Source organism: Streptomyces sp. NPDC111656 (genome assembly GCF_055656965.1).
Genome location: NZ_JBVKCA010000040.1, coordinates 1 through 23,883, shown reverse-complemented (window position 1 = coordinate 23,883; position 23,883 = coordinate 1). Strand labels below are relative to the sequence as shown.

The following is a 23,883-nucleotide window of genomic DNA, read 5'->3' as shown; positions in this document are numbered from 1 at the left end:
GAAGGTCAGTTGACCTTGCGGGCGGAGTAGCCCCAGAAGCGGTCGCGCAGCTCGCGGCGCAGGATCTTTCCGCTGGGGTTGCGCGGGACGCTGTCGATGAACTCGTAGCGGGCCGGCAGCTTGAAGCTCGCGAGCCGCGGGACGAGGAAGGTGTGCAGGTCGCGGGGGCTGGGCTGTTGCCCGGGCGCGGGGACGACGAAGGCGTGCACGTACTCGCCCCAGCGTTCGTCGGGGGCGCCGACGACGACGGCCTCCGCCACGCCGGGGTGGTGCTCCAGTACGTTCTCGATCTCGGCGGGGTAGACGTTCTCGCCGGCGACGAGGATGGCGTCCTTGATGCGGTCGCGGATGAAGATGTAGCCGTCCTCGTCGATGTATCCGGCGTCCCCGGTGTGGATCCAGCCGTCGACGAGGGTTTCGGCGGTCTTGTCGGGCAGTCCCCAGTACTCGACCATGTGGGCCGGCGTGGCCAGGCAGACCTCCCCGACCGCGCCCGGCGGCAGTTCGCGCCCCTCGCCGTCGATCACCTTGCTGCCCACTCCCGGATACGGCCGCCCGGCCGCCTGCATGAGGGGACCGCCGGGGACATGGGCGGCCGGTGGCAGGCAGACGGCGGTGTTTCCCGTCTCGGTGAGGCCGTAGATCTGGGCGAACTCGCAGTCGAGGACGGCGAGGCTCTCCTCCAGCAGTGCCTCGGAGATGGGGGAACCGCCGTAGACGGTCTTGCGCAGGGTGGTGAAGTCCTTGGCCCCGACATCGGGTTCGGTCAGCATCATGCGGAGCATGGCCGGGACGACACAGGCGGTGGTGATGCCGAGGTCGCGGATGAGGTCGACGGCCTGGCGGGCGGCGAAGGCTCGCATCGCGACGATCGTGGTTCCGGCATTGAAGTTCTGTGTGGCCCACCACAGGCCGCCGACGTGGAATCCGGGGATGCCGATCAGCGCGATGTCACCGGGACGCCAGTCGATCCAGTCGAGCCCCTCGCTCGCCAGCGCGTCGCGGATCGCGAAGAAGCTGCGGTGGGCGAGCACGACGCCCTTGGGCAGTCCGGTGGTGCCGCTGGTGTAGAGCTGGGCGACGGGAGTGTCGGGGGTGATGTGCGGTGTCGGGCCGGTGTCGGGGTGGGATGCCTTCCAGACGGCGAAGGGCTCTCCGAGCTCGACGACCGTGTCGGGGGGCGCGGTCGGCATCCTCTCGACGATCGGCCCGAACTCCTCCTCCAGGAAGAGCAGTCGGGTCCCGGAGTCCCGCAGGATGTGGCTGACCTCGGGCGCGGTCAGCCGCCAGTTGACGGGGACGAGAACGGTGCCGCTCTTGGCGCAGCCGAAGAGGATCTCGTAGTAGTGCTCGGACTCCTTGCCGAGGTACGCGACCCGGTCGCCCGGCGTGAGTCCGGCGGCCTGGATGGCGTGGGCGATGCGGTTGCTCTCGCGGTGCAGTTGGTCGTACGTCACCGTGCGGCCCTCGAAGAGAATCGCGGGCGTCGTGGGCTGTTGCTGTGCGTGGAAGCTCGCGGTCTGGACGAGCGTCTGGAGCTCCGGGTGGTGGAGCCTGTCCATGGCCATGGAGGGTCTCCGTCCTCTCTTGCCGCTGGGTGGGGTTGCGGAGGGCGCGTCAGGGGACGTTGACGAACGCCAGGATCGCCTCGCCGTCGCACCGGCCCGAGTCGGCGTCCCAGTAGCGGAAGGCGGTCTCGGCGTGGAGGAACGGGCTGCCGCCTGCCGGGGCGCGCCGGGTGACGGACTGGAATTCCATCTCCCCGGAGAACGCACGGGGGTTGACGGGTCGCCGGAAATTGGAGGCGAAGCGGGCGATCAGGATGTCCGGGAGCTGGTGCTTCCAGAAGTCGTCCAGTGTCCAGGATTCGAACCCTGTGCCCAGCCCTTCCTTCACGGACTTGGCGACGAGGTAATACATCATCTGGTTGTAGCAGATGTTCACCTCGACGGAATTCAGGTGGCCGGTGTCGTCGATGTAGCACGACTCCGGAATCGCGAATTCGCAGCGGGCGAGGGCTCGTCCGGCGTCGCTCTGGGTCACGACGGCCGAGCGCAGGTATTTGCAGTGGTCCTTGTAGGGCACCAGAACCTGCGCCAACAGGTCCTCGTCCGTGGGGTGCCGGGCCATGAAGAGGGCCGTCATGCCGCCTTGATCCCGTCGTGGAGCTTGCGCTCGTCGTGCACGGTGACGCGGTAGGAGACGGTCGGCTCGGGGGTGGTCGTGTGCCGGGCGCGGTGGATCAGGCTGCGGTTGTCCCAGACCAGCAGGTCGCCCTGTTCGAAGGCCTGCAGGTGGATGTTGTCGTGCTCGAAGGTCTCGTCGAGCTGGCCGGTGGCCTCGAACAGGCGCCCCAGCAGCTCGTCGTCGAGCGGCTTGCCGTCCTGGTCCTCGATGCCGACGGTGAAGCCCTCGCTGATGTAGAGGACCGTCTCCCCGGTCATGGGGTGGGTGAACGTGGTCGGTTGGAGGACGGCCGGGGTCTTCCGTTCGACCTCTTCGATGATCTCGGAGATCGGCCGGTAGACGTCGTGGGGCCGGATCTTGAAGTACTTGCGCACCGAGTGCCGGCAGTACGTTCCGCCGATCTCTTTCTTGAGTTCCTCGGGCAGCCTGCCGTACGCCCGCCCCATGTCGATGAAATACGTGCCGCGGTTCTTCTCGGGAATGACCTGAGGGTAGATCAGGGTGATTCCGAAGGGGTCCGGCATGAACTGGTAGTCGGCGTGCCAGAACTTGCCGGTCTTCGGTACGCCTATCTGCTTTCCGTTCTCCGGCACGTTGGACGAGACGAATATCTCCGTGACCTCCGGGTGGTGGTACATCGGCTCGTAGTAGGTCTCCGGGCGGCCCAGCCGCTTGCCGAGTTCGAGGAACTCCTGTGGAGAGAGGTCCTGGCCCTTCAGGACGGCGATCTTCTTGGTGTAGACGGTGCTTTTGAGCGCGTCGATGTCGGCGGCCGAGGCGGTGGTGTGGTCGAAGCCCTCGACCGTCGCGCCGATCGCGGTGCCGGGCTGCTCATTGATGCGCATGGGTGCTGCCTTTCGTGGGGTGGGCAGAGCGGAGGAGGTCAGAGCGCCGCTTGACGGGCGTCGACGAGTCCGGCGAGGTCGCCGAGGGTGAGGTCGGACCGGAGTTCGTCGTCGCCGACGGCCACACCGAGGTCGCGCTCGATGCGGATGCTGATCTCGACCATCGTCAGCGAGTCGACGTCCAGTTCGGCGAAGGTCGCCTCGGGGCTGATCCGGTCGGCCGGGGCGTCGTGCAGCCTCGCGAGGATGTCGACCAGCTGGTCGTAGGTGGTGCTCATGACGTCGTCCGTTCTCCTTGGTCGTACGGGCGGGGCGGTTCGTCGTACGGATGGGACTGTCGGTCGTACAGATGGGGCCGTTGGTCGTGCAGATGGGCCGGCGCGGGGAGCGTGGGCCAGGTCAGGAGGCAGGAGCCCCAGGTGAGGCCGCCTCCGAAGGCGGTGAGCAGAAGCCGGTCGCCGGGCCGGAGCGCCTGGCGGGCAGCCGCGTCGGCGAGGGCGAGCGGGATGGACGCGGCGCCCGTGTTGCCGACGGACTCGACATGGGTCACGCACCGCTCGCGAGGGAGACCAAGATCGTCGGCCACCGAGTGCAGGATCCTCAGATTGGCCTGGTGGGGTACGAAGTGGTCTACGTCGTCGATCTTCCAGCCGGCCCGGGACAGCGTGACGCGCGCCGACTCGGCCATGCGCGTCACGGCGTGCCGGTAGACCTCCTTGCCCCGCATGGCGAAGTGCCGGTCCTGGCGGCTGGGTTCGCCAGGCCGGGAGCGCTGTCGGGAACCACCGGCCGCGACCGTGATCAGGTCCTCGTGGGCGCCGTCGCTGCCGAGGTCGAAGTGGCCGACCGCACCCGGCTCGTCGGGGTGTCCGGCGCGCAGGACGACGGCTCCCGCGCCGTCGCCGAAGATGATCGCGTTGGCCCGGTCGAGGGGATCCACGATCGTGGAGTAGGTGTCCGCCCCGATGAGCAGGACCCGTTCGGCCACGCCGGCCGCGATGAGCCCGGCGGCCGAGGCGAGGCCGTAGACGAACCCGGTGCACACGGCGCTGATGTCGAAGGCGGCCGCCCCCGGCAGACCGAGCCGTGCGGCGACCGCGGGCGCGGTGGCCGGGCAGCTGCGGTCCGGGGTCGTCGTGGCGACGACGACGGCGTCGACCCTGTCCGTCGCGGCGGCGGCGAGTGCCCGGCGGCCTGCTTCGACGGCCAGGTCCGACGTCGACTCTCCGAGGTCGACGACGTGGCGTCGGCGGATCCCGGTCCGGGTGCGGATCCATGCGTCGTCGGTGTCGAGCCGGCGCGCGAGGTGCTCGTTGGTCACCACACGGGACGGCACCCATCCGGCCAGCCCGCACAGGACGGCGGCTGGAGGGGCGTAAGAGCCCGCGGCGGTAGGGGACATGGGGATTCTCCTGGCATGACGGAGGACGGGCCGGACGGCCCGGACACGGAATAGAGAGACGAAGGGGGTGTGCAAGGAGTGTCTAAGGACTGGTACTGGTGGCCCTGCGAAGTGCGAGGAGTGCGAGCGCGCCGCAGCCGATGCCGCCCGCTATCGCGAACACGGCGGTACGGATGCCGTCGAGGAGCCCTGGCCCGGAGGCGTTCTGCCCGACGCCACCGGCGAGCGCGACCAGTACGGCGAGGCCCACCGCGCCGCCCACCTGCAGGGTGGTCGACGCCAGTCCCGAGGCGACGCCCTGGTCACCGGGGGCCACCCCGGCGGACGCGGCGATCCACATCCCCGTCCACGCGGCTCCCTGGCCGAGGCCCAGCAGCACGATTCCCGGCAGGAGGCTGGGATACGAGCCGTCCGAGGTGAGGGCCAGGCCGAGTGCCGCGGCTCCGGTGGCGCCCAGCGTCATACCGCCCACGAGCATGCGGCGCATACCGAAGGCGGACACGGCCCGTTCGCCGACCTGCGTACCGACGGCCACCACCACGGCGGGCACGAGGAACGCGAGCCCGGTCGCGACCGCGCGGTACCCGTGGACCGTCTGGAAGTAGAGCGTCAGGAAGTACGGCACCGAACTGAACGTCGCGCTGAACAGAGCGGTCACCCCCATGGCCGCGAGCAGGCCGCGGTGGGCGAACAGCCTTGCAGGTACAAGCGGATCACGGGACCGCCTCTCCACCACGGCGAAGAGCGTCAGCAGGCAGACCGACAGCACCGCGCTCACGAGGGCCGCAGGCGTGTCCCAGCCCTCCGCGGGGGCCTGCACCAGCAGGAACACCAGGAGCGTGATCCCGCCCGTCGCGGTCAGCGCACCCGCCACGTCGAAGTGCCGTGAGCGGTCCCACGGACCGTCCGCGGGGAAGAGCGACCACCCTGCCACCGCGAGGGCTCCGGCCACGGGCACGTTGACGAAGAACACCGCCGGCCAGCCGTACGCCTCCACCAGGACCCCGCCGAGAAGGGACCCGAAGCAGAGCCCGCCGGCTCCCGCGGCACCCCAGACCGCCAGGGCCCGGTTCCGGTCGGGCCCTTCCTCGTACAGGGTGGTGATCAGGGACAGTGTCGCCGGGAACAGCAGGGAGCCGCCGATGCCCTGGACCGCCCTGACGGCGACGAGGACGCCGGGCGTCTGAGCCAGGCCGCCCACGAGGGACGACCCCGCGTACAGCAGCGCCGCGACGACGAACATCCGACGCCGGCCGAGCAGGTCGGCGGCCCGGCCACCCAGCAGCAGAAAGCCTCCGGTGGCCACGACGTAGGCACTCACCACCCACTGCAGGTCGTGGTCGGAGAATCCCAGCCCGGCGCCGATGTCGGGCAGGGCGACGTACACGATGTTGTAGTCGAGCGAGATGACGAGCTGCCCCAACGCCAGAACAAGCAGAGGAAGTCCGACTGACCTTCGGAGCGGATCCTTGGCCGACTCTGTCGTGAACATCATCGATCACCCCCCTCGGGATCACAGTATTCAGAATTCCTACGGAATGAATTTCCGGCAGACCGACGGTTTTTCGTCACCGTAGCAGCCCGATTCAGACTTGGGAATGGGCAACTTCTCGACACTCATTGCGTATTCAATGAATATCGGGGCAGCACGGGAAGCCGACAGTCGGAAACTGCCGGATCGGCGAGAACAGGGAATTCTCCAAGCGAATTCTTTACCCCCGCATCAGTCTTTACACCCGCGTCACTCCCCGTCCATGAGCCGACGGATCTCGGTGATGAGGGCGATCAGCGCCCGGCGCTCCGGAACGGTGGTTTCCGGATGCCAGAGGTCGATGAGCAGGCAGGTCCGTGGGCGGGTGCCCGCGTTGCGTGCCTCGTGCTCGAAGGAGTAGTCGAAGAGCAGGCACTTGCCCTCTTCCCAGGAACGTGTCTCCCCGGCGACCGTGAGGCTGCACCCGTCGGGGATGTCCACCGCGAGATGCAGGTTGATGCTGAAGTTCCACAGGTCGCAATGGGGTTCGATGACTGCGCCCGGCAACAGGGTGGAGAAATGGCATTCCAGGAGAGGGCATATCTTGCCCGTGTCGACGGCGACGTCTTTCAGCACCTGATAAGCAGTGGGAGCCGCGGCGGCCGATTCCTCGGCGAGACGTCCGTTTCGGAAGAGGTAAAGAGCCTGCCAGTCCTCCTGGCGTTTCAGATAGTGCTCGTAGTCCGAGAACACCTCCCGCCGCGCCGCCCATGCGGCATTCAGCTCCTTCTTGATCGCATGATGACTGGCCTCCAGTTCATGGACGACCGGGGCCAGTTCGGGGTAGGCGTACGGGTCGTGCCAGGGAGTGGGAGAGAGCCCCGGCATGATCCACTTGGCTGCCTTCTGCAGCGGATGCCGTTCGCCCCCGCCCGGCTGCACCATCTGCTCCACCCGAGCGATCGATTCCGTACCGAACTCGGCTCTGATCGCGGCGAAGGCGTTCTCTATCTCGGGTGTCATGCGGTTCTCCGGAGTTCGGGGGCCCGGTCACACGGAAGGGGTCGACGTCCGGACCACTGTTCCCCAACGCTCGAAATCCACGATCGCTGCAGCAGACGTCTGCGTTCCACGTGTGCCGAACCACCTTCGCCCGAAGTTCCGCGCTTCGACCCGCCGACCTCGCACGGTGGTCAGCGGGTGTTGAGCTGCGCTGTCGAACTAGTAGTCGGTCGCGAGTGGGCTCGAGTTCCCGCGTTCTCCAGGCCAATTTCCCTTGCTGTGGCGGCACTTGAGGATGCCGACGACACTGGATGACACTTGAGGAGACGCCACCGCGGTCTCAGTCGGCCGCTGGGGTGGTCGCGTTCCGCCGTGTTCGATCCCCGGGCGGCCCGACGGACAAGTAGTCGCGCCGACGGACCGCGGAGTTCCCGCGTTCGCGCGGTGTTGTGATCACCCGCGGCCGCGAAGGCGCCCACGGACCTCCGCCGTGCCGCGGCCTCTGCGGTGCGCCGCCCGTGGCCCCGAGACCGCCGAATCCACCAACAGGTGGAGCAACCCGCTCAGCACCAGCCCCGCGGCACAGCCCACCAGGGCTCCGGGCACACCCTCCACAACGAAACCCAGCCAGGCGTAACCGGCCCCCAACAAGGTCAGGGTGGCGACACCCAGGGGCCAGGCCCCGCCGATCCTCGGCCGGCGGTGTTCGGGGCGGGCGGCCTCCTGCTCCCACGGCCAACCCCGCGGCGCCCCTTTCCTCGGCTCTCGCGCGAGACCCCGCACGTGATCACCTCTCCCCCGCCGCGGTCCCGCGCAGTTCCGCAACCACGTTCGATCCGGGCTCCGGAGGGGTCCTTCCCCGCCGCCACGGGGCGGAACCGGTCAGCTCGGCAGGAGCCGGGAACCAGCAGGGAGCGCGCCCCGACCTCTGACGTATGGAGCCCAGAAGCCTGATGCGTGTGATGCGCCCGACGCGCAGCACGCCGTTCGCCAACTTCTTACGGGCCGTCGCGCCGCCGTTGGGCGCCTCCTGCGGTGCGCTGGCCCTTCTGGTGACATACACCGCGACCGGCGCGGCAGGCGAACCGCCGCCCAGAATCACGGTCGTCGACGCGCGCATCATGGCGGCACCCAGGGGCTCGGGCTCCACCGCCGCGTACTTCGAGATCCGCAACACCGGCCGGTCGAAGGACACCCTGCTGTTCGCGGACTCACCCGAACTGGGCGTCAGCATCCTGCGCCGTACGGTGCGCCGCACCGGGACCGGGCGTACGGATCCCGTGTGGGCCGTCGACGTCCCGGCGGGCGGCACGGTACGTATGGCGCCGGGAGGACTCGGGGTCGTGATCCTGGATCCTCCCGTACTGAGAGCCGGTCAGAAGGTGACCTACCTCTTGTGGTTCCGTCAGAGCGGGAAGGTCGCCGTCCGGGCGAGCGTGACCGAAGGCGTGAGGTGAGCCTCGGCGGTCAGGGCCGGCCTGTTGCCGGGAAGGGTGCCGGTGTCCCCCGCTCGCGCTGGACACCGGCACCCCTTTCGTCATGCGGCGACGACGACAGGAACGCGCGGCTCCTCGGCCTCGACAAGAAGTTCGACGAGGGTCGCCCGAGCTCGTGCCACCCGCGAGCGGATCGTCCCGATGGGACAACCACTGGCCTCGGCAGCCTCCTCGTAAGGAAGCCCCGTCAGCTGGGTGAGGACGAACGCCTCACGGCGCTCGGGGGGCAGCGCGTCCAGCAGGTCGAGCAGCGCCACACCGTCGTCGAAGCCGGGCAGACCGCTCGGCTGGGCCCGCTCGGCCCACATCGTCCAGTCGTCCGTGTCGGCCACCCGGGGCCGCGTGGCGGCGTATCGCCAACTGTCCACCACCGTGCGACGCGCGATGGCCAGCAGCCACGTACGCGCCGACGAACGCCCCTCGAACCGGTGCAGGCTGCCGAGCGCCCGCAGGAACGTGTCCTGGGTCAGATCGTCGGCGAGCTGGCGGTCGGAGGAGAGGTACGTGATGTAGCGGACGACGTCGGGGTGCAGGGCCCGCACGAATCGGTCGACGGCGTCGGGGTCACCGGAGCGGGCGGCGAGGGCCCAGGCGGTGGCCGGATCGTCGGGCGATGCCGTCGCGCCGGGCTGATCCGCCATCTTGTGCCCCGCGTCGCGCTTCGGGCGCGACGCGGCGCAGACAGGAGTGATCACCTGATGTCCTTCTCGGTTGTCCGGGATCCGGCACGGCGGCACGGCAGCGCGGCGGCACGTAGACGCGCGCGCTCGTACGCCGGGCGTGAGTTCGCCGCTGCGGAAACATCCCGGGACGGGAGGTGGGATGGGGCCGTTGGACGTGAACGGCCCGTGCCCGAAGCCCTGGCACCGACCACGCGGCGCTCACGGAGAGGGCTTCGGGAAACCAGCTGTCTCAGACGACAGCGATCCCGGCCGGAGGCCCCCGAGAAATGATCGTGTGCGCGAGCGGCAGCCGCGGCACCCGCTCCGAACGTTCGCGCGTCGGCCGCAGGCTCGGTCGGCGAGGCGGGGCGGGCAGGGCGAGCGACAGCCGCAGCGGAGCCGCCAGCCATCCCGCGACGGCCCGCAACACGCGGAACGCGGCCCTCTCGCCGTAGGCCAGCCACAGCCCACTCAGCACAGCCGCCAGGGCGTGGGCGGCGAGCATGCCGAACGACGACGTGCCGCCCATGCCATGAGCCAGCTGCCCAAGGTGCCCGGCGTGCTCCGAACGTCCCGTGGACATGGACCCCATGGAGCCCATGTCCATCGCGTCGACGGACATGGAGCCCATGGACATGGAGCCCTTGGACACGCCGCTCGTCGCGTGCGCCACGGAGCCCGTGCCGACGCCCGATGCCGCCGACTGGGCCAGCGAGAAGGCCGAGTGGAGGGCCCCCTGCGCGACGACCGCGGCGGGCACCACCAGCGCGAGCCCGCGCTCACGGCCCGCCAGGCACCAGCCGACGCCGGTCGTGGCGGCGAACCCGGCGGTCATCGTCCACCAGGGCACGGTGGAGCCCGACATCAGCACGTGACCGAGGGCGGCGAGCAGCACGCAGACGGCCGCGAACACCGCGGCCCGCATCGTGCGCACACCCCACCCAGCAGTCATGACGGCCTCATCCTCGCATCCGGGCTTCGCTCGTCACGGGTGGGTACGCACAGCACCCGGACCCGCCACTCACCCTGAAGAGAGTGATACAGGACACAGCGCCCCGCCGGAACTCGACGGGCGGTCGAGCCGACCTCTAAGGGTGAGGAATCATGTGTCGTCCTCGCCCGGACGGACCACCACAGCCAGGGTCTTCACGGCCCCGCCGCGTTCGAAATGCAAGGTGAACGAGACGAGATCACCGGCTTGCCAGCCCGCTTTGGCCGGGACCGTCACATCAAGGCCGTACGGGGACATGGCGAGGCTGCCACCGGCCGGGACGGCGACCGACGCCACCGTCTGCGCGGAGGCCGACCGAGTGCCGGTCATGCGATGCCGGCTGAGGGTACCGACACCGTCGACCGCGCGGGACGTCACCTTCAGCAGCCGGTCCGCCGAACCACCGTTATTGGTGATCCGGAAGAAGGCCGCCGTGTCCGGGGCGTCGCCGTAGGGCAGATACACCCGGCCTTCGGTGACCGCGATGCGGGCCGGGCTGCCCGCGTTGCCGTACGCGGTCCACGTGCTCAGACCGCCGAGCGTCAGGCCGCACACGGCGACGGGCGCGAGCGCGGCGAGCAGGGCGTCGGTGAGCCGACGGCGTGTCGGACGCCAAACCTGTTGTCCGGTCATCGGGTACGCCTCCGAGCGGGAGAGGGCTGCCAGCCGCGCAACCGCAGGCTGTTGCCGACCACCAGTACCGAACTGGCGGACATGGCCGCCGCGGCGAGCATGGGGTTGAGCAGGCCGACCAGGGCGAGCGGCACGGTCACGACGTTGTAGCCGAAGGCCCAGACGAGGTTGACGCGGATGGTGCCCAGGGTGCGCCAGGCCAGCAGGACAGCGTCCGCGAGGGCTTCGATGTCGCCGCGTACGAGGGTCACGTCGGCGGCCCCGATGGCCACGTCGGTGCCGGTGCCCATGGCGATCCCGAGGTCGGCGCCGGCCAGCGCGGCGGCGTCGTTCACGCCGTCGCCGATCACCGCGACCCGGTGGCCCTGCTCCTGCAACTCCCGTACGAGTTCGGCCTTGTCCTCGGGCGTGCAACGGGCGTGCACCTCGTCGATGCCCAGGGCCACGGCTACGGCCTGGGCGGGCGCCTCGCGGTCGCCGGTGGCGAGCACGGGCCGCACACCGAGCCGCCGCAGCCGGTCGACGGCCCGGTAGCTTCCGGGGCGTACGACGTCCCCGACCTCGATCAGCGCCTCGGCCACCCCGTCCACGCGGACCAGTACGGGCGTGTGCGCGGCGGCCTCCGCCACCGGCAGGGCAGCGGCGAGCGCGGCGGACAACTCGTCGTCCGGGGCGAGGACTTCGACCAGCCGCCCCTCGACCCGGCCGCGCACTCCCCGCCCCGGCAGGGCACTGAACTCGCTCACGTCCGGCAGCCGCTGCTCGCGCAGCTCCCGCCGGGCGTAGGCGGAGACGGCCCGGCCGAGTGGGTGTTCCGAGCCTTGCTCGACGCCTCCCGCCAGCCGCAGTACCGCGTCGCGGCCGAGCCCGTCCGGTACGGCGGTGATTCGGGCGACGCTCATGTGGCCCGTGGTGAGCGTGCCGGTCTTGTCGAGGACGACGGCGTCGAGGTGTTGAAGCCCCTCCAGCGCCTGCGGGCCGGTGACGAGGACGCCGAGCTGGGCACCGCGGCCGGTGGCGGCCATCAGCGCGGTCGGGGTCGCGAGACCCAACGCGCAGGGGCAGGCCACGACCAGGACGGCCACGCACGCGGTGATCGCCGCCTGTGGATCGGCCCCGGCGCCCAGCCAGAACCCGAGCGCGGTGACGGCCAGCGCCAGCACGACCGGCACGAAGACACCGGCCACCGAGTCGGCCAGCCGCTGGGCGCGCGCCTTGCCGGCCTGCGCATCGGTGACCAGACGGGTGATGCGGGCGAGCTGGGTGTCGGCACCGACGGCCGTGGCCCGTACGAGCAGCAGCCCACCGGCGTTGACGGCCCCGCCGACCACGGCCGAGCCCGGCCCGACCTCGACCGGCTCGCTCTCCCCTGTGACCAGAGAGAGGTCCACGGCCGAACTGCCCTCCACCACCTGTCCGTCGGTGGCGACCCGCTCGCCCGGCCGTACGACGAAGACCTGGCCGCGTTCCAACTCTTCAATGGGAACAAGCCGTTCGGAATCGCCGTCTCGTACCGACACCTCCTTGGCGGCGAGTTCGGCCAGTGATCGCAGCGCCGCCCCGGTGCCGCGTCGGGCCCGCGCCTCCAGGAACCGCCCGGCCAGTACGAACAGCGGTACGCCGACGGCCGCTTCGAGATAGATGTGCGCGACGCCGTCCGAGGCGGCGGGAACGAGACTGAACGGCATCCGCATGCCGGGATCACCGGCGCCCCCGAGGAAGAGCGCGTACGCCGACCACGAGAAGGACGCCACCACCCCCAGGGACACCAGCGTGTCCATGGTGGCCGCCGAGTGCCGCAGTCCTCGTACCGCCCGTACGTGGAACGACCAGGCGCCCCATACCGCGACCGGCGCCGCCAGCATGAAGCACAGCCACTGCCAGTTGCGGAACTGCAGCGCGGGCACCATCGACAGCACGAGCACCGGCATCGCGAGCAACGCGGTGACCAGCAGTCGGTCGCGCTCCTGCCGCGCTTCCTCGGTCTCCCGCCCTTCCTCACGCGGCTGCTTCTTGGGCGGCTCGGGGAGCGCGGCCGTGTAGCCGGCCTTCTCGATCGTCGCCACGAGTTGTCCGATGTCGACCTCCGTCGGATGGCTCACGCGAGCCCGTCCGGTGGCCAGGTTCACGGTCGCCGTCACTCCGTCGAGCTTGCCGAGCTTCTTCTCGACACGGGTCACGCAGGCGGCGCAGGTCATGCCACCGACGGTCAGATCGGTCGTCACCGCAGTGGTCACCGATTCGGCGCCCATCAGCCGTGTCCCCCTTGCATGTTGCCCATGTCGTCCACGCCTGCGCCTCCGCCTCCGCCGCCATTGCCGCCGTCGCGGCTCGTGCCGCTGCCGTGCATGCCGGGTGCGACAGGACCGGCGCCGGCACCCACCGCGTAGGACACCGTGAAGATCAGGGCCAGCAGCAGGAGGAAGCCGCAGAGCGCGGGCGGGGGCGCCGCCTTCCGCAGGGCCGCACCTGCGCCGGTCAAGGAGGATTGCCGGGACTCGTCCATCAACCGCGTCTCCAGGTCACGTCGGACGGCGTCGGTCGGATCGCGCCGTACCGGTTCAGTAGTCGGATCGGCCACCGACCGGGTTCCGGAGGAGATATGTGGCGCGCATCACGCGCGGACCGACGGCGACCGCGGTGCGGTTGTCACCGGCATCGATGCCGGCGCCGGGATGCCGACGTCGGCAAGTCGGCGGCTCGGTGACGACGTAACCCTGCACGTGGTCGACCTGAGCGACCGCCTGCCGTTCGCCGACGATGCGTTCGACGACGTGGTCGCGTCGCTGGTGCCGCGCCACCATCCTTCGTGGCCTATAGGTTCCAGGCGCCTCGGCCCGACTACTTTGCGACCACCAGCTGTACCTTCGACTGGACGTTCAACGGGCGGTCCGTCCCGATGAGGTTCTGGTGCGAGCCATTGCACGCGATGACCGATGCCTTCACCACCGCCGGTTTGCGCCTTGCCGTCATCAGCGAGCTGCAGCCCGACCCGGCCGCCCGTGAGCTGTTCCCCGACGACTTCCATGGCCTCTCGACCAAAACCTGCTTCCTTTTCTTCGTCGTCGAGGCACCGCCGTCGGCCACCCCCTCGGACTAGGTTATGCACATCGGATCATTGTCGGAGACAGAGTCCGGACGATGTCTGGGTGCACTACGGCTTCACGGGCACCGGCGCGTGGCTCTTCCCGCGAAAGGACCGCCGGGCAGTCCTGCTGAGCAACAAGCTTTACTACACCCGTGATCGCGAACAAATTCCTGGCGAACGAGGCGCTCACGAGGCTGGGGCCGGCGGTCGGAATTCATTCCCGGAAAGAATTCGTTCAGGTCGCGAAACCGCGAGAGGACATGGGTTCCCTGTCTCTTGACGGCTGGCACGTTTCCGAGTTGGGCGGCGACTTGTCTGAAATGGCGACGTCGCAGTACGGGATCGCTGAAGACACTGCACCGGCATCCCGACGGCCATTACCTGTCCGCGCTTTATCCTAGTTGCGGGACCCCCCTTTCCAGCAGGGCAATGGTGACAGCGGCAGTTGGGATGTCATCGAGGAAGTCGGTCAGCCACTCCCTCCCGTTGCGGAGCCGCTGGGCAACCCGTGACGCCCTCGATGTCCGCCGGGCGTCGAGACCTTCATGGTCGTTCCGAGACCCCGGACCGTCGAGCGCAGGTTCGACTGACCCTCGCGCCTTCCGTTAACCAGGGGAACCCACCCGCATCACTCCGATAGCATGATCGATCTACTTAGCCAACATCTAACAAATCGGCCAAAACAGTTGATATCGAGATCATCGCGGGTGTTTTCGCGAATAAACTGCAGAATTGCGTTCGTTGCGTGGCGTCAACCGCGGGCGATGCTGTGGGCCATGGCGGGTGTGACGACCCTCGTGTTCCTCATCACGCTGGAGATCGCCGCGCGTCATTACGGCCTGCCGGGGCCGATCACCAACCAGGCGCGAGAGGTGATATTCGCCCCCAAGTCGGGTTTCCTGCTGTACGCCGGTATGGCGTTGATGATGGTGGTGCTCACCTGGCGGCAACGGTTCATCGCGGCTGGTGCCGCGGTCGGTATCGACGTCGCCATCTTGCTGGTGCGGTGGGCGGTCGACGCCAAGGTGACCGACGGCCACCCCTTCGGCAATGGCGCGTTGTGGGTGATCTTGGGCTATGCGGTGGTCGCCATCACGCGCCGCACCGGCCAGGAACGTGTCCTGCTGCTGAAGGGCGTCGGCCTTGGCCTGTTGCTGGTGACCGGCCGCAAGACCGGCGATATCTGGCTCCTCATCACGTCGAAGACCCGCCCGACGACGCTCGACCAGTACGTGGCAACCGCCGATCACGCGCTGGGCAACCCGTCGTGGCTGGTGGGCCGGATGGTCACAGCCACCGGCCCGATCGGCGCCCATGTTCTCGGCGCCGTCTACGTTCAGCTCGCGGTGGCCGCGGTCATCGTGGCGCTGTACCAGCTGCGCAACGTGGCGGTCGAGCGCCGCTTCCCGCGCCATCATCTGGTGCGCACCTTTCTGGTCATCGGCCTCCTCGGGCCGGCCATCTACATGATCTTCCCGGTGGTCGGACCGGTCTTCGCCTACGGCGCGGACGGCGGGCACTGGGCAGTGGCCAACCTGTGGCCGAACACGCCGCCGCCGATCAATACCCCGCACCAGATGCGATTCGACGAGATCACCCCACGCAACTGCATGCCCAGTCTGCACACGGCGTGGGCTACCACGATTTTCATTCATTCCCGTAAGGGCCCCCGGATTCTGCGATTCGCCGGCACGTTCTGGCTGATTGCCACGCTCGCCGCAACGCTGGGATTCGGCTACCACTACGGCGTGGATCTCGTTGCCGGTGTGGTGTTTGCACTCACGATCGAGGCGGCGCTGCGCTCGCTCGACCGTGGCTGGGACCGGCCAGGAATCCAGTTGGTCACCTACAGTGCCACGGTCTTCGCCGCGCTCTTGGTGTCATATCGCTATCTGCCGCTGGAGATGGCCGAACATCCGTGGGTGTTCGGGCCGCTTCTCATTCTGGCGATGGCCTCAGTTGTCCGCGGCTACGTGCAGACCGCCAAGCTGTGGGATCCGAAGGCCGTACCAGCGCGGCAACCGGAACCGCAACCCGAACTAGTGTGAGTTGCAGACCATTTCATTTGGAGCGTGTGCGGTAGCGGATGAGTTGGCCGCGAGAGTTGGTTCCATGTGCAGCCGGACGTGGCAACGAACACCATCGCGGCCAAGACCTCCCTGCCACCGTGAGCGCACGACCGGGGCGATGCAGCCGTCCACCCGCGTGCCTCGCTGCTGAGCGGGTCGCAGTCCGTCCCGCCCTTGGCGCCGCCCATGGGGAGGTAGCGGTGCGAGGGGTCGTAGTGCGGTGCCTCCTTCGCGCTCATCGCCACCGCCGGCTCCCCCACCTCCTCATGACGGCAGCCTTCGCGCATCCGCATTCCGCCGCCGGCACGGACCGCAGGCATGGTGAGAAGGCCGCTGTTCACAGCAGTGGGCTCCCAGAAGCGCGCATGAGAACTGACCACAGGGCGCGTCGGCGGCGCTCGACGACGATCCCGGAGCGGCCACTTCCGCGCGCTCTGAAGGCAGTCGCGGCTACGGCTCACGGGGCAGTCCCCCTCTTTGGCGCATCCCCGCACCCCCTCTTGGGGCCCGGCGGCATCCCCGCACCCCTCTTGGTAGACCGCAGCGAGACACGTCCCGTGCGCGCAGCCGGTCGCAGGGGCCTGCTCGAAGCGGGCGGGGCGTATGGCAGGTGCACACCCTCGCCGGTTGCGGTGCCCGGATCCGAGTTATTTACTAGTAGGTACAAAACCGGATAAGCGGAGCAGTTCCTCGGGGTCGAAGTGCTGTGACTCCCGTTGCCGAGGGTGTCGGCATCGGCCGGTGGCTGTCCGAGGCCTCCGCCGAGAGGCGGGCATCCGACGTCGCCACCGCACAGCTGATCGCGCTCTCGCTCAAGGACCAGTTCGACGTGGCCGCAACGTACGGCCTTGACGAGCTGGGCAACGCCCTGGAGCATGCGGCACGGCCCGGCAAGATCGGCACCGTCCTCGTCCGCCCCTGGTAGCCGCCGCCCGTGCAGGAGTCCTGGTGACGGTCGGCAAGCCGTCGGCAGGAGCCGGGCGTTGATGCCCCGACGCCAGCCACCTTGTGGGACCGCGACGATCAGGCACCGGTCGAGGACCTGACGCCCGACGCATGTTCGTCCGTCAAAACGCGGGGAAGGAGCGCCAAGGCCTGCTCTGCGGCCCCGTTGACAACCTCGGGAGTGGCTCCCGCCTTGCCCAGGGCCTCAAGCCCCCGGAGCACGGCAAGCAGGAGGGCGGCCAGGCTGCCCGCATCCGCGTCAGCATCCAGAGAGCCTTCCGCTTGGGCCCGCGCGATACAGCCCCGCAGCGCGCCATGCAGTCCGCGGACAACCTCGGCGATTCGCTCGGCAACGCCCTCATCAACGGCCGACAGTTCCGCTGCGATCTTGGCCATCATGCAGCCGCGCCGTTCCACGTCCCCGATGATGCCTTCCGCGACATCACGTACATGCCGCTCCAGCATGGGCAGGGCCGGCCCGGGGCCGCCCAGAGCCGAGCGCCAGGCCTCCAGCGCGTCGCTGTTGTAGCTGTCGAGAGCCCGCAGGAACAACGCGTGCTTGTCCCCGAACGCTCCATACAGACTTCCCCGGCCCAAGCCTGTCACAGCGCTCAGGTCGTCGATGGAGGTGCCGTCGTAGCCCACGGACCAGAACTGCTCGCGGGCAGCCCGCACAACCTCTTCTTCGTCAAACTGTCGAGGCCGAGCCATGGGGCAACTGTACGCCGCGCCCAACAGCCGAGATCGCTGTCGGCGGCCTGCTCGAGTTCGACGCAGCCGACAGGTCACGACGTCGTTGACGTGGTGTCGGTCAGCGGCTTCGGGGGTAGGCGCGGAGCACGAGTGACGTGGTGGCGGGTCCGTAGCGGGCGAGTGCGTCGACGACTTCTTCGAGTCGTCCTGCTTGCGGGCAATGGACGTCGAAGATGAGGCAGTCCTCCCCGGTGACTCTCAAGGTGGAGACGACCTCGGGAATCCGGGAAGCCAAGTCCAGGGCGCGTGGGAGCTGGGCATGTGTGGTGCGCAAGCGAATGATCGCGTGAATGTTCAGACCGAGTGCCGCTGGGTCGACATCGGCCCGGTAGCCGGTGATGACGCCGTTCTTCTCCAGCCGCTGGATGCGCGCACTGGCCGCGGGCTGCGACAGTCCGACGCGGCGTCCTACCTCCGCTCCGGTCAACCGGCCTTCGGTCTGGAGCAAGGCGAGGATGTCCCGGTCGATCCGGTCAAGTGATTCCATCGTTGTCCGCCCCATCTTCTTTGAGATCGCTTGCGTGGCTGTCGCTGCTCTGTTGCTTCCAACAGAATCAGCGCCAGACGTCCCCAGGATCGCAAGCGACGACGAGTGAAACGGTGGCAAGCAGTGGTTGCGTACGTCATCATCCCCGGCATCGACGGCTCCGACGGGCAGCACTGGCAGACCTTGTGGGAGCAACAGTGGGGAAACTCAGCGGTGAGGATCTCCCCTGCCTCATGGTCAGCCCCCGACCTGGATGACTGGGTCGACGCTGTCCAGACGGCGTACGACGACGCTTGCCGCCGGGACAGCCGCGTTGTGCTGGTAGCCCACAGCCTGGGCTGTTGGGCGGCGTCCACCTGGCTGGACAAGAACCCGTCGAGCCCGGTAGGCGGCGCGTTCCTGGTCGCGCCACCCGACCCACAGGGGCCGGCGTTCCCACGGCAGACGGCCCCGACGTTCATCGAACTGTCCGCACGACCGCTACCGTGCCCAGCCCTGGTGGTGGGCAGCACCAACGACCCGTACTGCACCCCCGAGGCAGCCGTGAACTTCGCGGACCGATGGGCGGCGCGATGGCATCCGGCGGGCGCGTGCGGACACATCAACTCCGCCGGTGGCCTGGGCCCGTGGCCGCAAGGCCGTGAACTCCTGGACTCACTGACCCGGCGTTGATCAACCACCGCAGGGAACGTTGCCCACCACCAGGTTGCAACTGATCCGGCGTCACATCCGATTCAGGAGACTTCTGTTGCCTCCCTCCACGAGATCACCGAGCTTGTACCGCAAACAGAATGGCTGATCTGTTAACGTGCACCACAAGCAGAACCAGGATTCTTTTTGTGGGGGGTGTGATGCCGCGACTCACCGACGCGCGCAAGGAGCTCCGGCGCGCCCAGATCACCGAGGCCGCCGTACGCTGCTTCGACCGCAACGGCCTGGAGCGGACCTCGATCGCCGACATCACCGCCGAGTCCGGCCTCTCGACCGGCTCGATCTACGCCCACTACAACAACAAAGCCGACCTGGTCCAAGCCGCCGCCCGCGAGGTGCTCACCCAGCGCGCCGCGGTCCTCGGCGAGTACGCCGCCAGCGACACCCCGCCCGACCCCGAGGAACTACTGGCCCGCCTGATCGCCGCCATCGACGCCGTCGATGCCCGGGTCGGTGTGCAGACCTGGGGTGAGGCGACCACCGACCCGGCCATCCGCGACATCGTCGTCGACATGACGGACCGGATGCGCGCACTGCTGCACGACTGCGTCACGGCCTGGCTGGTCAAGGTCGAGCGCCACGAGCCGGCCGAGGCCCGCGAGCGTGCCACCCCGATCGCTCACCGGATCTCGGCGCTCTACCTGGCGGAACTGCTGTACGCCGCCTTGCGATCGCCAACCGAGGCGACAGCTTCATGACCACCCTGACCGCTTCGTTCGCCGGCCGCACCGTATTACGGGTCGGCTACGGCGCACTACAGCTCGAACGCCTGCATGCTCGCCGCGACGAGGCGGTCGAACTGCTGCGCCGCGCCGTCGAGTTGGGCGTCGACCATGTGGACACCGCCGAGTTCTACGGCTTCGGTTTCGCCAACGACGTGATCCGCGAGACGCTGCGCCCCGAGGACGATGTCCTGGTGGTCACGAAGGTCGGCGCCGACCCCAACCCGGGCGGGCGGTTGCCCCTGCGTCTGGCGCAGCGGCCCGAGCAGCTGCGCGCCAGCGTCGAGGACAACCTGCGCAGCCTCGGCGTCGACCGGCTCCCGGTGGTCAACCTCCGTCGCCTGGACACCGGCCCCGGGCTGCGTCCCGAGGGCGACCAAGTGGTCGAACTCGACGACCAGCTCGCGGTGATGACCGCTCTGCGCGACGAGGGCAAGATCGGTGCGATCGGCCTGAGCAGCATCACCCTCGACGGCCTGCGCCGCGCCCTGCCGGCGGGCATCGTCTGCGTACAGAACGCGTACAGTCTCGTCTCCCGCGAGGACGAGGACATGCTGCAGCTGTGTGCGGCCGAGGGCATCGCCTGGGTGCCGTTCTTCCCCCTCGGCGGGGCCTTCCCGGGTCTGCCCAAGGTCTCCGAGGAGCCGGTGGTGCACGCCGTGGCCGAGTCCCTGGGCGTCGCACCCTCCCAGGTCGGCCTCGCCTGGCTACTGCACCACGCCCCGAACGTGCTGCTCATCCCCGGCACCGCCGACGCCGCCCACCTCGAGGCCAACCTGGCGGCCGGCAAGGTCACCTTCGACGCCGCGACCCTCGCCACCCTCGATGCCATCGAGTCTCGTTCCAACGAGGTCCCCATCGGCTGACCGGACCCAGCGGGGCCCGGGTCGCGACCGCACGCCGGACACCCTGACGCAACTCCGTGACGCAACCCCGCCCGCACCGGGAAAACCTTCCTTGCCAGGCTCTGAGGACGGATCATGAAGGCCATCATCTACCGCCACAACGGCGGCCCCGACGTTCTTCAACTCGTGGACCGTGACCTGCCCACGCCCGGACCCGGCGAGGTTCGCGTCCGGGTTGCCGTGTCCGGGGTCAACCCGACCGACTGGCAGGCGCGCTCCGGCGCCGCCCACCCCAAGCACTTCTTGGAGGTCACCCCGCACCTCGACGGCGCCGGCACGATCGACGCCGTCGGTGAGGGGATCGACCAGAGCCGGGTCGGTCAGCGGGTCTGGGTGTTCATGGCCGCCGCCGGGCGGCCCACCGGTACCGCCGCCGAGTTCACCGTCGTGCCCGCCGAGCGGGCCGTGCCGCTGCCCGACGCGGCCGGTTTCGACGTCGGCGCCTCACTCGGCGTCCCCGCGCTCACCGCGCACCGCGCGCTCACGGTCGCCGAGGACGGGCCGCGCCGTCTGCGGCCCGGGGCGCTCGACGGCAGGGTGGTGCTCGCCGCGGGCGGGGCCGGGGCGGTCGGGCACGCGGTGATCCAGCTCGCCCGATGGGCCGGCGCCACCGTGATCAGCACGATCAGCGGCCCGGAGAAGGCCCGGCTGGCCATCGCCGCCGGGGCCCACCACGTAATCAACTATCGCGAGGGCGACCCGGCCGCCGAGATCCGCAAGCTCGCCCCGGACGGCGTCGACATCGTCGCCGAGGTGGCGCTGGGCGCGAACCTCGCACTGGACCTGGCCGTGCTGCGGGCGCGCGGCACGATCTCGACCTACGCCAACGACGGTGGCAAGCCGGTCGAGCTGGACGTGCTGCAGAACATGGTGCTGAACACACACCTCCAGTTCCTGGTGCTCTACACGGCCGGTCCGGAGGCGCGCGCCGCGGCCGCCGAGGACGTCGCCGCCGCAGTCCGGGACGGTGCCCTGCCCGTCGGCGAGGAGCACGGACTGCCGCTGGTCCGCTTTCCGCTCGAGCACACCGCCGACGCACACCGTGCGGTGGAGCGCGGCGCGGTCGGCAAGGTCCTGGTGGACGTCACATCGTGACGTCCGGGGCCATAGGCGGAGTCTGCCCAGACGATGGTGATCCCGGGGTGTGTGAACACGAGGGCGGGCGCAGCCTGGCGGTCAGCCGTATCTGAGAGGGCCGCACGGACGGAGGGCCGCACGAACAACATGCCGCTCGGACACAGTGCACGCAGGGCCAGCCCGATCCTCATCTCCTCGCTGTCCAGGACCGCCTGCAGCCGACGCAAGACGATGTCGCCGATGATGCGCTGGTCGCGCAGGCGGATCAGGGCACTCCGCTTGCCGCCGATCAGGGCGCGGCGCAGTTCAAGCCCGGTGCGCACGCCGGGCCCGGTGTCGGGCGGTCCTGCGTCCTCGGCGGCATACCCGGCTCAGTTCGCTGCGGATGGAGTCGGTGGTCTCCACGGCGGCGAGCCAGCCATGTCATGGCCAGCACGGTCGCGAGAATTGCCGTGATGCCTTCCGGACCCGCATTCGGCACCGTCTTCCCGATGGGTCAGGCACCCCCTTCCCTGGTTGTTCAGCCCTGGGCGAGTTCCGCCAGGGCGTCGAGACGGGTGGGCGTCCAGCCGAGCTCGCGACGCGCCCGGGCGCCGCTGAACTGCTGGTCGAGGGCGAACGCCTCGGCGATCGGGCCCATCCGCCGTACGGCCTCCTCGACGGTCAGCGACTCGATCCGGTCCGGGCATCCGGCAGCGTGGCTGAGGGCCCGGGTGACATCCGCCAGCGGAAGGTTCTGGCCGCCGACCCCGGCGTAGACGGAACCGGCCGGGGCGTTCAGGGCCAGGACGTACAGCTCGGCGATGTCGTCGACGTGGACCAGCGCCCAGTGGTTGGAGCCGTCCCCGATGCAGGGCACCGCACCTGCGGTGCGCCCCGGCTCGACGAAGAACGACTGCGCCAGTCCGCCGGAGCGGCCGTAGACCAGCCCTGGCATCACCACCACCGGGTGCGCTCCGGTGGCGGCCCGGGCGAGCACGCGCTTCTCGTTCTCCAGCCGCCAGGCGGTGATGCGCGGCGGGCTCAGCGGGGCGTCCTCGTCGACGACCCCGTCGGTGTCGCCGTACACCCACACCCCGCCCGTGTGCACATAGGGTCCGCTTCCCACGCCGTCCTGCAGTGCCTCGGCCGCCGCGCGGTCGACGTCCGCGGTGCCCTCGACATAGTCCACCCCGAGGTGGATGACCCCGTCGGCCCTGCGGGCCGCCTCATGGAGGACATCGGTGTCGCTCAGCGCCCCGGCGACCGGGGTGGCACCGAGGTCCGACACGGCGCGCGCCGCGCGCTCGCTGCGCGCCAGCGCCGTCACGCCGATGCCGTGCCTGGTCAGTGCCTGAATGGTGGAGCGGCCGATGTAGCCGGAGCCGCCTGTGATGAAGATCTGCATCGCTCTCACGGTCCTTGTGGTCGGCGGCGGGGGATTCCGCCGCTCCTCCACCCTGTCTCCGTGCCTCGGCCGGCGTCCAAGACCTCTTCCGTCAGCGGCGATACCCCCAGGGCATCAGCGCTGGACAGTGGAAGGACGAGGAAGCCCCCGGACGTCGCGACGTGTTCCAGCTTCTCCCCCGACTCCGGCGACCGAGGGCCACGGCCCGGCCCCTCGCTGCCGGTCCGCCCAGGGAGGTCACGCCACTCGGGGACGGCGTCGTGGTCCTGGCGGAGGGAACCGGCGAAGCCCCGCATCGGCTTCGGGGCATCCGGTTCCGCCTGGCGGATCCACTCCAGCAGCCAGGGAGCCGCGCCGGTGACGGACGAGAGTGGAGCGACATCCAGTGCGCCGGGGGCGAACTGCTCCTGCCGCTGCTCACCATGAGCCCGGCATGCGCTCGATCGCCACCATGGCGGCGTCGTCGTCCAGATGTCCGCCGGCATGGTGCAACAGGTCGGCGCACAGGTGGGCCAGGAGATCGTCGGGACCCTTGCCTGACTTGTCGGCCACCCGTTCCGCAAGCGGGTAGAACGTGCCGTTCCGGTCGCGGGCCTCGATGACGCCGTCCGTGTAGAGAAGGGCGATGTCGCCGGGCTCGAAGGCGAACGTTTCCGGGAAGAGTTCGGATTCCACGAATTCGGTGAGACCCAGAGGAGGTGTCGGGTGGCGCACCTCGAGCAGGCCGACCTGGCCGCCGCGCAGCAGCAGGGGCGGGGGATGCCCACAGTTGATCATGTGAAGGGCCGGCTCGTTGTCCGGGACGTCCAGCACGGCGGCGGTGATGAATGACTCGCCACGATCCTCGGCCTCGCCTTCGGGGGCCGCGGGGTCGTCCAGGTCCGAGGAGACGGTTCCCTCCAGGAAGGCGACCAGCACGGACAGGTCGGCCTGCCTGTGGGCCGCGGCCCGGAATGCGCCGAGAAGGAGGGCGGCATCCCCGACCGCCTCGAGGCCCTTGCCCCTGACATCGCCGATGACGATCCGGGTCCCTTTGGCCGTGCGGGCGGC

The 23,883-nt window shown here is 69.4% G+C and carries 25 protein-coding genes and 2 pseudogenes; 10 read left to right on the top strand and 17 right to left on the bottom strand.

The features are described from left to right. Positions 1-5: 5 nt before the first annotated feature. The 7 genes from ACZ7M3_RS50210 to ACZ7M3_RS50180 form a co-directional block, all read right to left on the bottom strand. Complete coding sequence (locus tag ACZ7M3_RS50210; protein WP_472073178.1) at positions 6-1,568, bottom strand: fatty acid--CoA ligase; 1,563 nt, start codon at positions 1,566-1,568, stop codon at positions 6-8. Positions 1,569-1,617: 49 nt separating this feature from the next. Next, positions 1,618-2,145 (bottom strand): (2E)-enoyl-ACP glycyltransferase, encoded by a 528-nt coding sequence (gene scoD, locus ACZ7M3_RS50205; protein ID WP_472073176.1) that lies wholly within the window; start codon positions 2,143-2,145, stop codon positions 1,618-1,620. Then, a complete protein-coding gene (gene scoE / locus ACZ7M3_RS50200; RefSeq protein ID WP_472073174.1) occupies positions 2,142-3,032 on the bottom strand; it encodes a (3R)-3-[(carboxymethyl)amino]fatty acid oxygenase/decarboxylase in 891 nt (296 codons plus the stop codon). The genes scoD and scoE overlap by 4 nt, the downstream gene beginning before the upstream one ends. Before the next feature lie 38 nt (positions 3,033-3,070). Then, positions 3,071-3,310 (bottom strand): acyl carrier protein, encoded by a 240-nt coding sequence (locus tag ACZ7M3_RS50195; RefSeq protein ID WP_261688053.1) that lies wholly within the window; start codon positions 3,308-3,310, stop codon positions 3,071-3,073. Next, positions 3,307-4,434 (bottom strand): beta-ketoacyl-ACP synthase III, encoded by a 1,128-nt coding sequence (locus ACZ7M3_RS50190; protein ID WP_472073172.1) that lies wholly within the window; start codon positions 4,432-4,434, stop codon positions 3,307-3,309. Before ACZ7M3_RS50190 ends, ACZ7M3_RS50195 begins: the two co-directional genes overlap by 4 nt. Positions 4,435-4,516: 82 nt before the next feature. After that, a complete protein-coding gene (locus tag ACZ7M3_RS50185) occupies positions 4,517-5,926 on the bottom strand; it encodes an MFS transporter (RefSeq protein ID WP_472073255.1) in 1,410 nt (469 codons plus the stop codon). Positions 5,927-6,175: 249 nt separating this feature from the next. Continuing rightward, complete coding sequence (locus ACZ7M3_RS50180; RefSeq protein ID WP_472073170.1) at positions 6,176-6,928, bottom strand: aspartyl/asparaginyl beta-hydroxylase domain-containing protein; 753 nt, start codon at positions 6,926-6,928, stop codon at positions 6,176-6,178. A 932-nt stretch (positions 6,929-7,860) separates the two neighbouring features. Between ACZ7M3_RS50180 and ACZ7M3_RS50175 the strand changes: the two genes are divergently transcribed. After that, complete coding sequence (locus tag ACZ7M3_RS50175) at positions 7,861-8,364, top strand: copper chaperone PCu(A)C (RefSeq protein WP_472073168.1); 504 nt, start codon at positions 7,861-7,863, stop codon at positions 8,362-8,364. Positions 8,365-8,444: 80 nt separating this feature from the next. Here ACZ7M3_RS50175 and ACZ7M3_RS50170 read toward each other — a convergent pair whose 3' ends face one another. The 5 genes from ACZ7M3_RS50170 to ACZ7M3_RS50150 all read right to left on the bottom strand — a co-directional run bounded on the left by ACZ7M3_RS50170 (position 8,445) and on the right by ACZ7M3_RS50150 (position 13,195). After that, positions 8,445-9,044, bottom strand: coding sequence for a sigma-70 family RNA polymerase sigma factor (locus ACZ7M3_RS50170; RefSeq protein WP_472073253.1), 600 nt, complete (start codon positions 9,042-9,044; stop codon positions 8,445-8,447). A 271-nt stretch (positions 9,045-9,315) separates the two neighbouring features. After that, positions 9,316-10,017 carry a hypothetical protein gene (locus ACZ7M3_RS50165; RefSeq protein ID WP_472073166.1) on the bottom strand — a complete coding sequence of 234 codons (702 nt, stop codon included), beginning with the start codon at positions 10,015-10,017 and terminating at the stop codon, positions 9,316-9,318. 150 nt (positions 10,018-10,167) lie between these two features. Further along, on the bottom strand, positions 10,168-10,689 hold the full coding sequence (locus tag ACZ7M3_RS50160) for a copper chaperone PCu(A)C (protein ID WP_472073164.1): 522 nt from the start codon (positions 10,687-10,689) through the stop codon (positions 10,168-10,170). Next, on the bottom strand, positions 10,686-12,941 hold the full coding sequence (locus ACZ7M3_RS50155) for a heavy metal translocating P-type ATPase (protein WP_472073162.1): 2,256 nt from the start codon (positions 12,939-12,941) through the stop codon (positions 10,686-10,688). Before ACZ7M3_RS50155 ends, ACZ7M3_RS50160 begins: the two co-directional genes overlap by 4 nt. Next, positions 12,941-13,195, bottom strand: coding sequence for a hypothetical protein (locus tag ACZ7M3_RS50150; protein ID WP_472073160.1), 255 nt, complete (start codon positions 13,193-13,195; stop codon positions 12,941-12,943). Before ACZ7M3_RS50150 ends, ACZ7M3_RS50155 begins: the two co-directional genes overlap by 1 nt. 169 nt (positions 13,196-13,364) lie before the next feature. On the opposite strand from ACZ7M3_RS50150, the gene ACZ7M3_RS50145 reads away from it, so the two are divergent. From ACZ7M3_RS50145 to ACZ7M3_RS50130, 4 genes and pseudogenes are all read left to right on the top strand, one after another. Next, positions 13,365-13,592, top strand: a complete 228-nt coding sequence (locus tag ACZ7M3_RS50145) for a hypothetical protein (RefSeq protein ID WP_472073158.1) — start codon at positions 13,365-13,367, stop codon at positions 13,590-13,592. Between the two features lie 26 nt (positions 13,593-13,618). Further along, positions 13,619-13,789: a hypothetical protein gene (locus tag ACZ7M3_RS50140; protein ID WP_472073156.1), complete on the top strand. Its 171-nt coding sequence runs from the start codon at positions 13,619-13,621 to the stop codon at positions 13,787-13,789. A gap of 40 nt (positions 13,790-13,829) precedes the next feature. Further along, positions 13,830-14,057 (top strand): annotated as a pseudogene (locus tag ACZ7M3_RS50135) (hypothetical protein); the annotation flags it as partial. 484 nt (positions 14,058-14,541) lie between these two features. After that, positions 14,542-15,825 carry a phosphatase PAP2 family protein gene (locus ACZ7M3_RS50130; RefSeq protein WP_472073154.1) on the top strand — a complete coding sequence of 428 codons (1,284 nt, stop codon included), beginning with the start codon at positions 14,542-14,544 and terminating at the stop codon, positions 15,823-15,825. A gap of 152 nt (positions 15,826-15,977) precedes the next feature. Here ACZ7M3_RS50130 and ACZ7M3_RS50125 read toward each other — a convergent pair. After that, positions 15,978-16,151, bottom strand: a pseudogene (locus tag ACZ7M3_RS50125) (Glu/Leu/Phe/Val dehydrogenase dimerization domain-containing protein); the annotation flags it as partial. Between the two features lie 401 nt (positions 16,152-16,552). On the opposite strand from ACZ7M3_RS50125, the gene ACZ7M3_RS50120 reads away from it, so the two are divergent. Continuing rightward, positions 16,553-16,771 carry a hypothetical protein gene (locus ACZ7M3_RS50120; protein ID WP_472073152.1) on the top strand — a complete coding sequence of 73 codons (219 nt, stop codon included), beginning with the start codon at positions 16,553-16,555 and terminating at the stop codon, positions 16,769-16,771. 98 nt (positions 16,772-16,869) lie between these two features. On the opposite strand, the gene ACZ7M3_RS50115 is transcribed toward ACZ7M3_RS50120, so the two are convergent. Next, entirely contained in the window at positions 16,870-17,502 is a 633-nt protein-coding gene (locus ACZ7M3_RS50115; RefSeq protein WP_472073150.1) for a TetR/AcrR family transcriptional regulator, read from the bottom strand. 100 nt (positions 17,503-17,602) lie between these two features. Further along, the gene (locus ACZ7M3_RS50110) at positions 17,603-18,031 is read right to left on the bottom strand and encodes an Lrp/AsnC family transcriptional regulator (protein ID WP_472073148.1); all 429 of its coding nucleotides are present in this window, start codon (positions 18,029-18,031) and stop codon (positions 17,603-17,605) included. 105 nt (positions 18,032-18,136) lie between these two features. On the opposite strand from ACZ7M3_RS50110, the gene ACZ7M3_RS50105 reads away from it, so the two are divergent. From ACZ7M3_RS50105 to ACZ7M3_RS50090, 4 genes are all read left to right on the top strand, one after another. Next, positions 18,137-18,703, top strand: a complete 567-nt coding sequence (locus tag ACZ7M3_RS50105; protein WP_472073146.1) for an RBBP9/YdeN family alpha/beta hydrolase — start codon at positions 18,137-18,139, stop codon at positions 18,701-18,703. Between the two features lie 179 nt (positions 18,704-18,882). Next, complete coding sequence (locus tag ACZ7M3_RS50100; protein WP_472073144.1) at positions 18,883-19,440, top strand: TetR/AcrR family transcriptional regulator; 558 nt, start codon at positions 18,883-18,885, stop codon at positions 19,438-19,440. Next, the gene (locus tag ACZ7M3_RS50095) at positions 19,437-20,330 is read left to right on the top strand and encodes an aldo/keto reductase (protein WP_472073142.1); all 894 of its coding nucleotides are present in this window, start codon (positions 19,437-19,439) and stop codon (positions 20,328-20,330) included. The genes ACZ7M3_RS50100 and ACZ7M3_RS50095 overlap by 4 nt, the downstream gene beginning before the upstream one ends. Positions 20,331-20,444: 114 nt before the next feature. After that, positions 20,445-21,464, top strand: a complete 1,020-nt coding sequence (locus tag ACZ7M3_RS50090; RefSeq protein ID WP_472073140.1) for an NADPH:quinone reductase — start codon at positions 20,445-20,447, stop codon at positions 21,462-21,464. Positions 21,465-21,966: 502 nt separating this feature from the next. Here the strand turns inward: ACZ7M3_RS50090 and ACZ7M3_RS50085 are convergent. Together ACZ7M3_RS50085 and ACZ7M3_RS50080 are read right to left on the bottom strand one after the other, a co-directional pair. Then, complete coding sequence (locus ACZ7M3_RS50085) at positions 21,967-22,833, bottom strand: NAD-dependent epimerase/dehydratase family protein (protein ID WP_472073138.1); 867 nt, start codon at positions 22,831-22,833, stop codon at positions 21,967-21,969. Positions 22,834-23,250: 417 nt separating this feature from the next. After that, positions 23,251-23,883, bottom strand: a 633-nt coding sequence (locus ACZ7M3_RS50080; protein ID WP_472073136.1) for a PP2C family protein-serine/threonine phosphatase, incomplete at its 5' end; no start/stop codon positions are given.

What these genes read in the sequence shown, in the direction of transcription:
- ACZ7M3_RS50195 (WP_261688053.1), bottom strand. Translation starts at nt 3,310, where the DNA reads ATGAGCACCACCTACGACCAGCTGGTCGACATCCTCGCGAGGCTGCAC.
- ACZ7M3_RS50100 (WP_472073144.1), top strand. Translation starts at nt 18,883, where the DNA reads ATGCCGCGACTCACCGACGCGCGCAAGGAGCTCCGGCGCGCCCAGATC.
- ACZ7M3_RS50115 (WP_472073150.1), bottom strand. Translation starts at nt 17,502, where the DNA reads ATGGCTCGGCCTCGACAGTTTGACGAAGAAGAGGTTGTGCGGGCTGCC.
- ACZ7M3_RS50175 (WP_472073168.1), top strand. Translation starts at nt 7,861, where the DNA reads ATGCGTGTGATGCGCCCGACGCGCAGCACGCCGTTCGCCAACTTCTTA.
- ACZ7M3_RS50085 (WP_472073138.1), bottom strand. Translation starts at nt 22,833, where the DNA reads ATGCAGATCTTCATCACAGGCGGCTCCGGCTACATCGGCCGCTCCACC.
- ACZ7M3_RS50190 (WP_472073172.1), bottom strand. Translation starts at nt 4,434, where the DNA reads ATGTCCCCTACCGCCGCGGGCTCTTACGCCCCTCCAGCCGCCGTCCTG.
- ACZ7M3_RS50210 (WP_472073178.1), bottom strand. Translation starts at nt 1,568, where the DNA reads ATGGCCATGGACAGGCTCCACCACCCGGAGCTCCAGACGCTCGTCCAG.
- ACZ7M3_RS50145 (WP_472073158.1), top strand. Translation starts at nt 13,365, where the DNA reads ATGCCGACGTCGGCAAGTCGGCGGCTCGGTGACGACGTAACCCTGCAC.
- ACZ7M3_RS50090 (WP_472073140.1), top strand. Translation starts at nt 20,445, where the DNA reads ATGAAGGCCATCATCTACCGCCACAACGGCGGCCCCGACGTTCTTCAA.
- ACZ7M3_RS50110 (WP_472073148.1), bottom strand. Translation starts at nt 18,031, where the DNA reads ATGGAATCACTTGACCGGATCGACCGGGACATCCTCGCCTTGCTCCAG.
- ACZ7M3_RS50140 (WP_472073156.1), top strand. Translation starts at nt 13,619, where the DNA reads ATGACCGATGCCTTCACCACCGCCGGTTTGCGCCTTGCCGTCATCAGC.
- scoD (WP_472073176.1), bottom strand. Translation starts at nt 2,145, where the DNA reads ATGACGGCCCTCTTCATGGCCCGGCACCCCACGGACGAGGACCTGTTG.
- ACZ7M3_RS50160 (WP_472073164.1), bottom strand. Translation starts at nt 10,689, where the DNA reads ATGACCGGACAACAGGTTTGGCGTCCGACACGCCGTCGGCTCACCGAC.
- ACZ7M3_RS50185 (WP_472073255.1), bottom strand. Translation starts at nt 5,926, where the DNA reads ATGTTCACGACAGAGTCGGCCAAGGATCCGCTCCGAAGGTCAGTCGGA.
- ACZ7M3_RS50165 (WP_472073166.1), bottom strand. Translation starts at nt 10,017, where the DNA reads ATGACTGCTGGGTGGGGTGTGCGCACGATGCGGGCCGCGGTGTTCGCG.
- ACZ7M3_RS50150 (WP_472073160.1), bottom strand. Translation starts at nt 13,195, where the DNA reads ATGGACGAGTCCCGGCAATCCTCCTTGACCGGCGCAGGTGCGGCCCTG.
- ACZ7M3_RS50130 (WP_472073154.1), top strand. Translation starts at nt 14,542, where the DNA reads ATGCTGTGGGCCATGGCGGGTGTGACGACCCTCGTGTTCCTCATCACG.
- ACZ7M3_RS50155 (WP_472073162.1), bottom strand. Translation starts at nt 12,941, where the DNA reads ATGGGCGCCGAATCGGTGACCACTGCGGTGACGACCGATCTGACCGTC.
- ACZ7M3_RS50170 (WP_472073253.1), bottom strand. Translation starts at nt 9,044, where the DNA reads ATGGCGGATCAGCCCGGCGCGACGGCATCGCCCGACGATCCGGCCACC.
- ACZ7M3_RS50180 (WP_472073170.1), bottom strand. Translation starts at nt 6,928, where the DNA reads ATGACACCCGAGATAGAGAACGCCTTCGCCGCGATCAGAGCCGAGTTC.
- scoE (WP_472073174.1), bottom strand. Translation starts at nt 3,032, where the DNA reads ATGCGCATCAATGAGCAGCCCGGCACCGCGATCGGCGCGACGGTCGAG.
- ACZ7M3_RS50095 (WP_472073142.1), top strand. Translation starts at nt 19,437, where the DNA reads ATGACCACCCTGACCGCTTCGTTCGCCGGCCGCACCGTATTACGGGTC.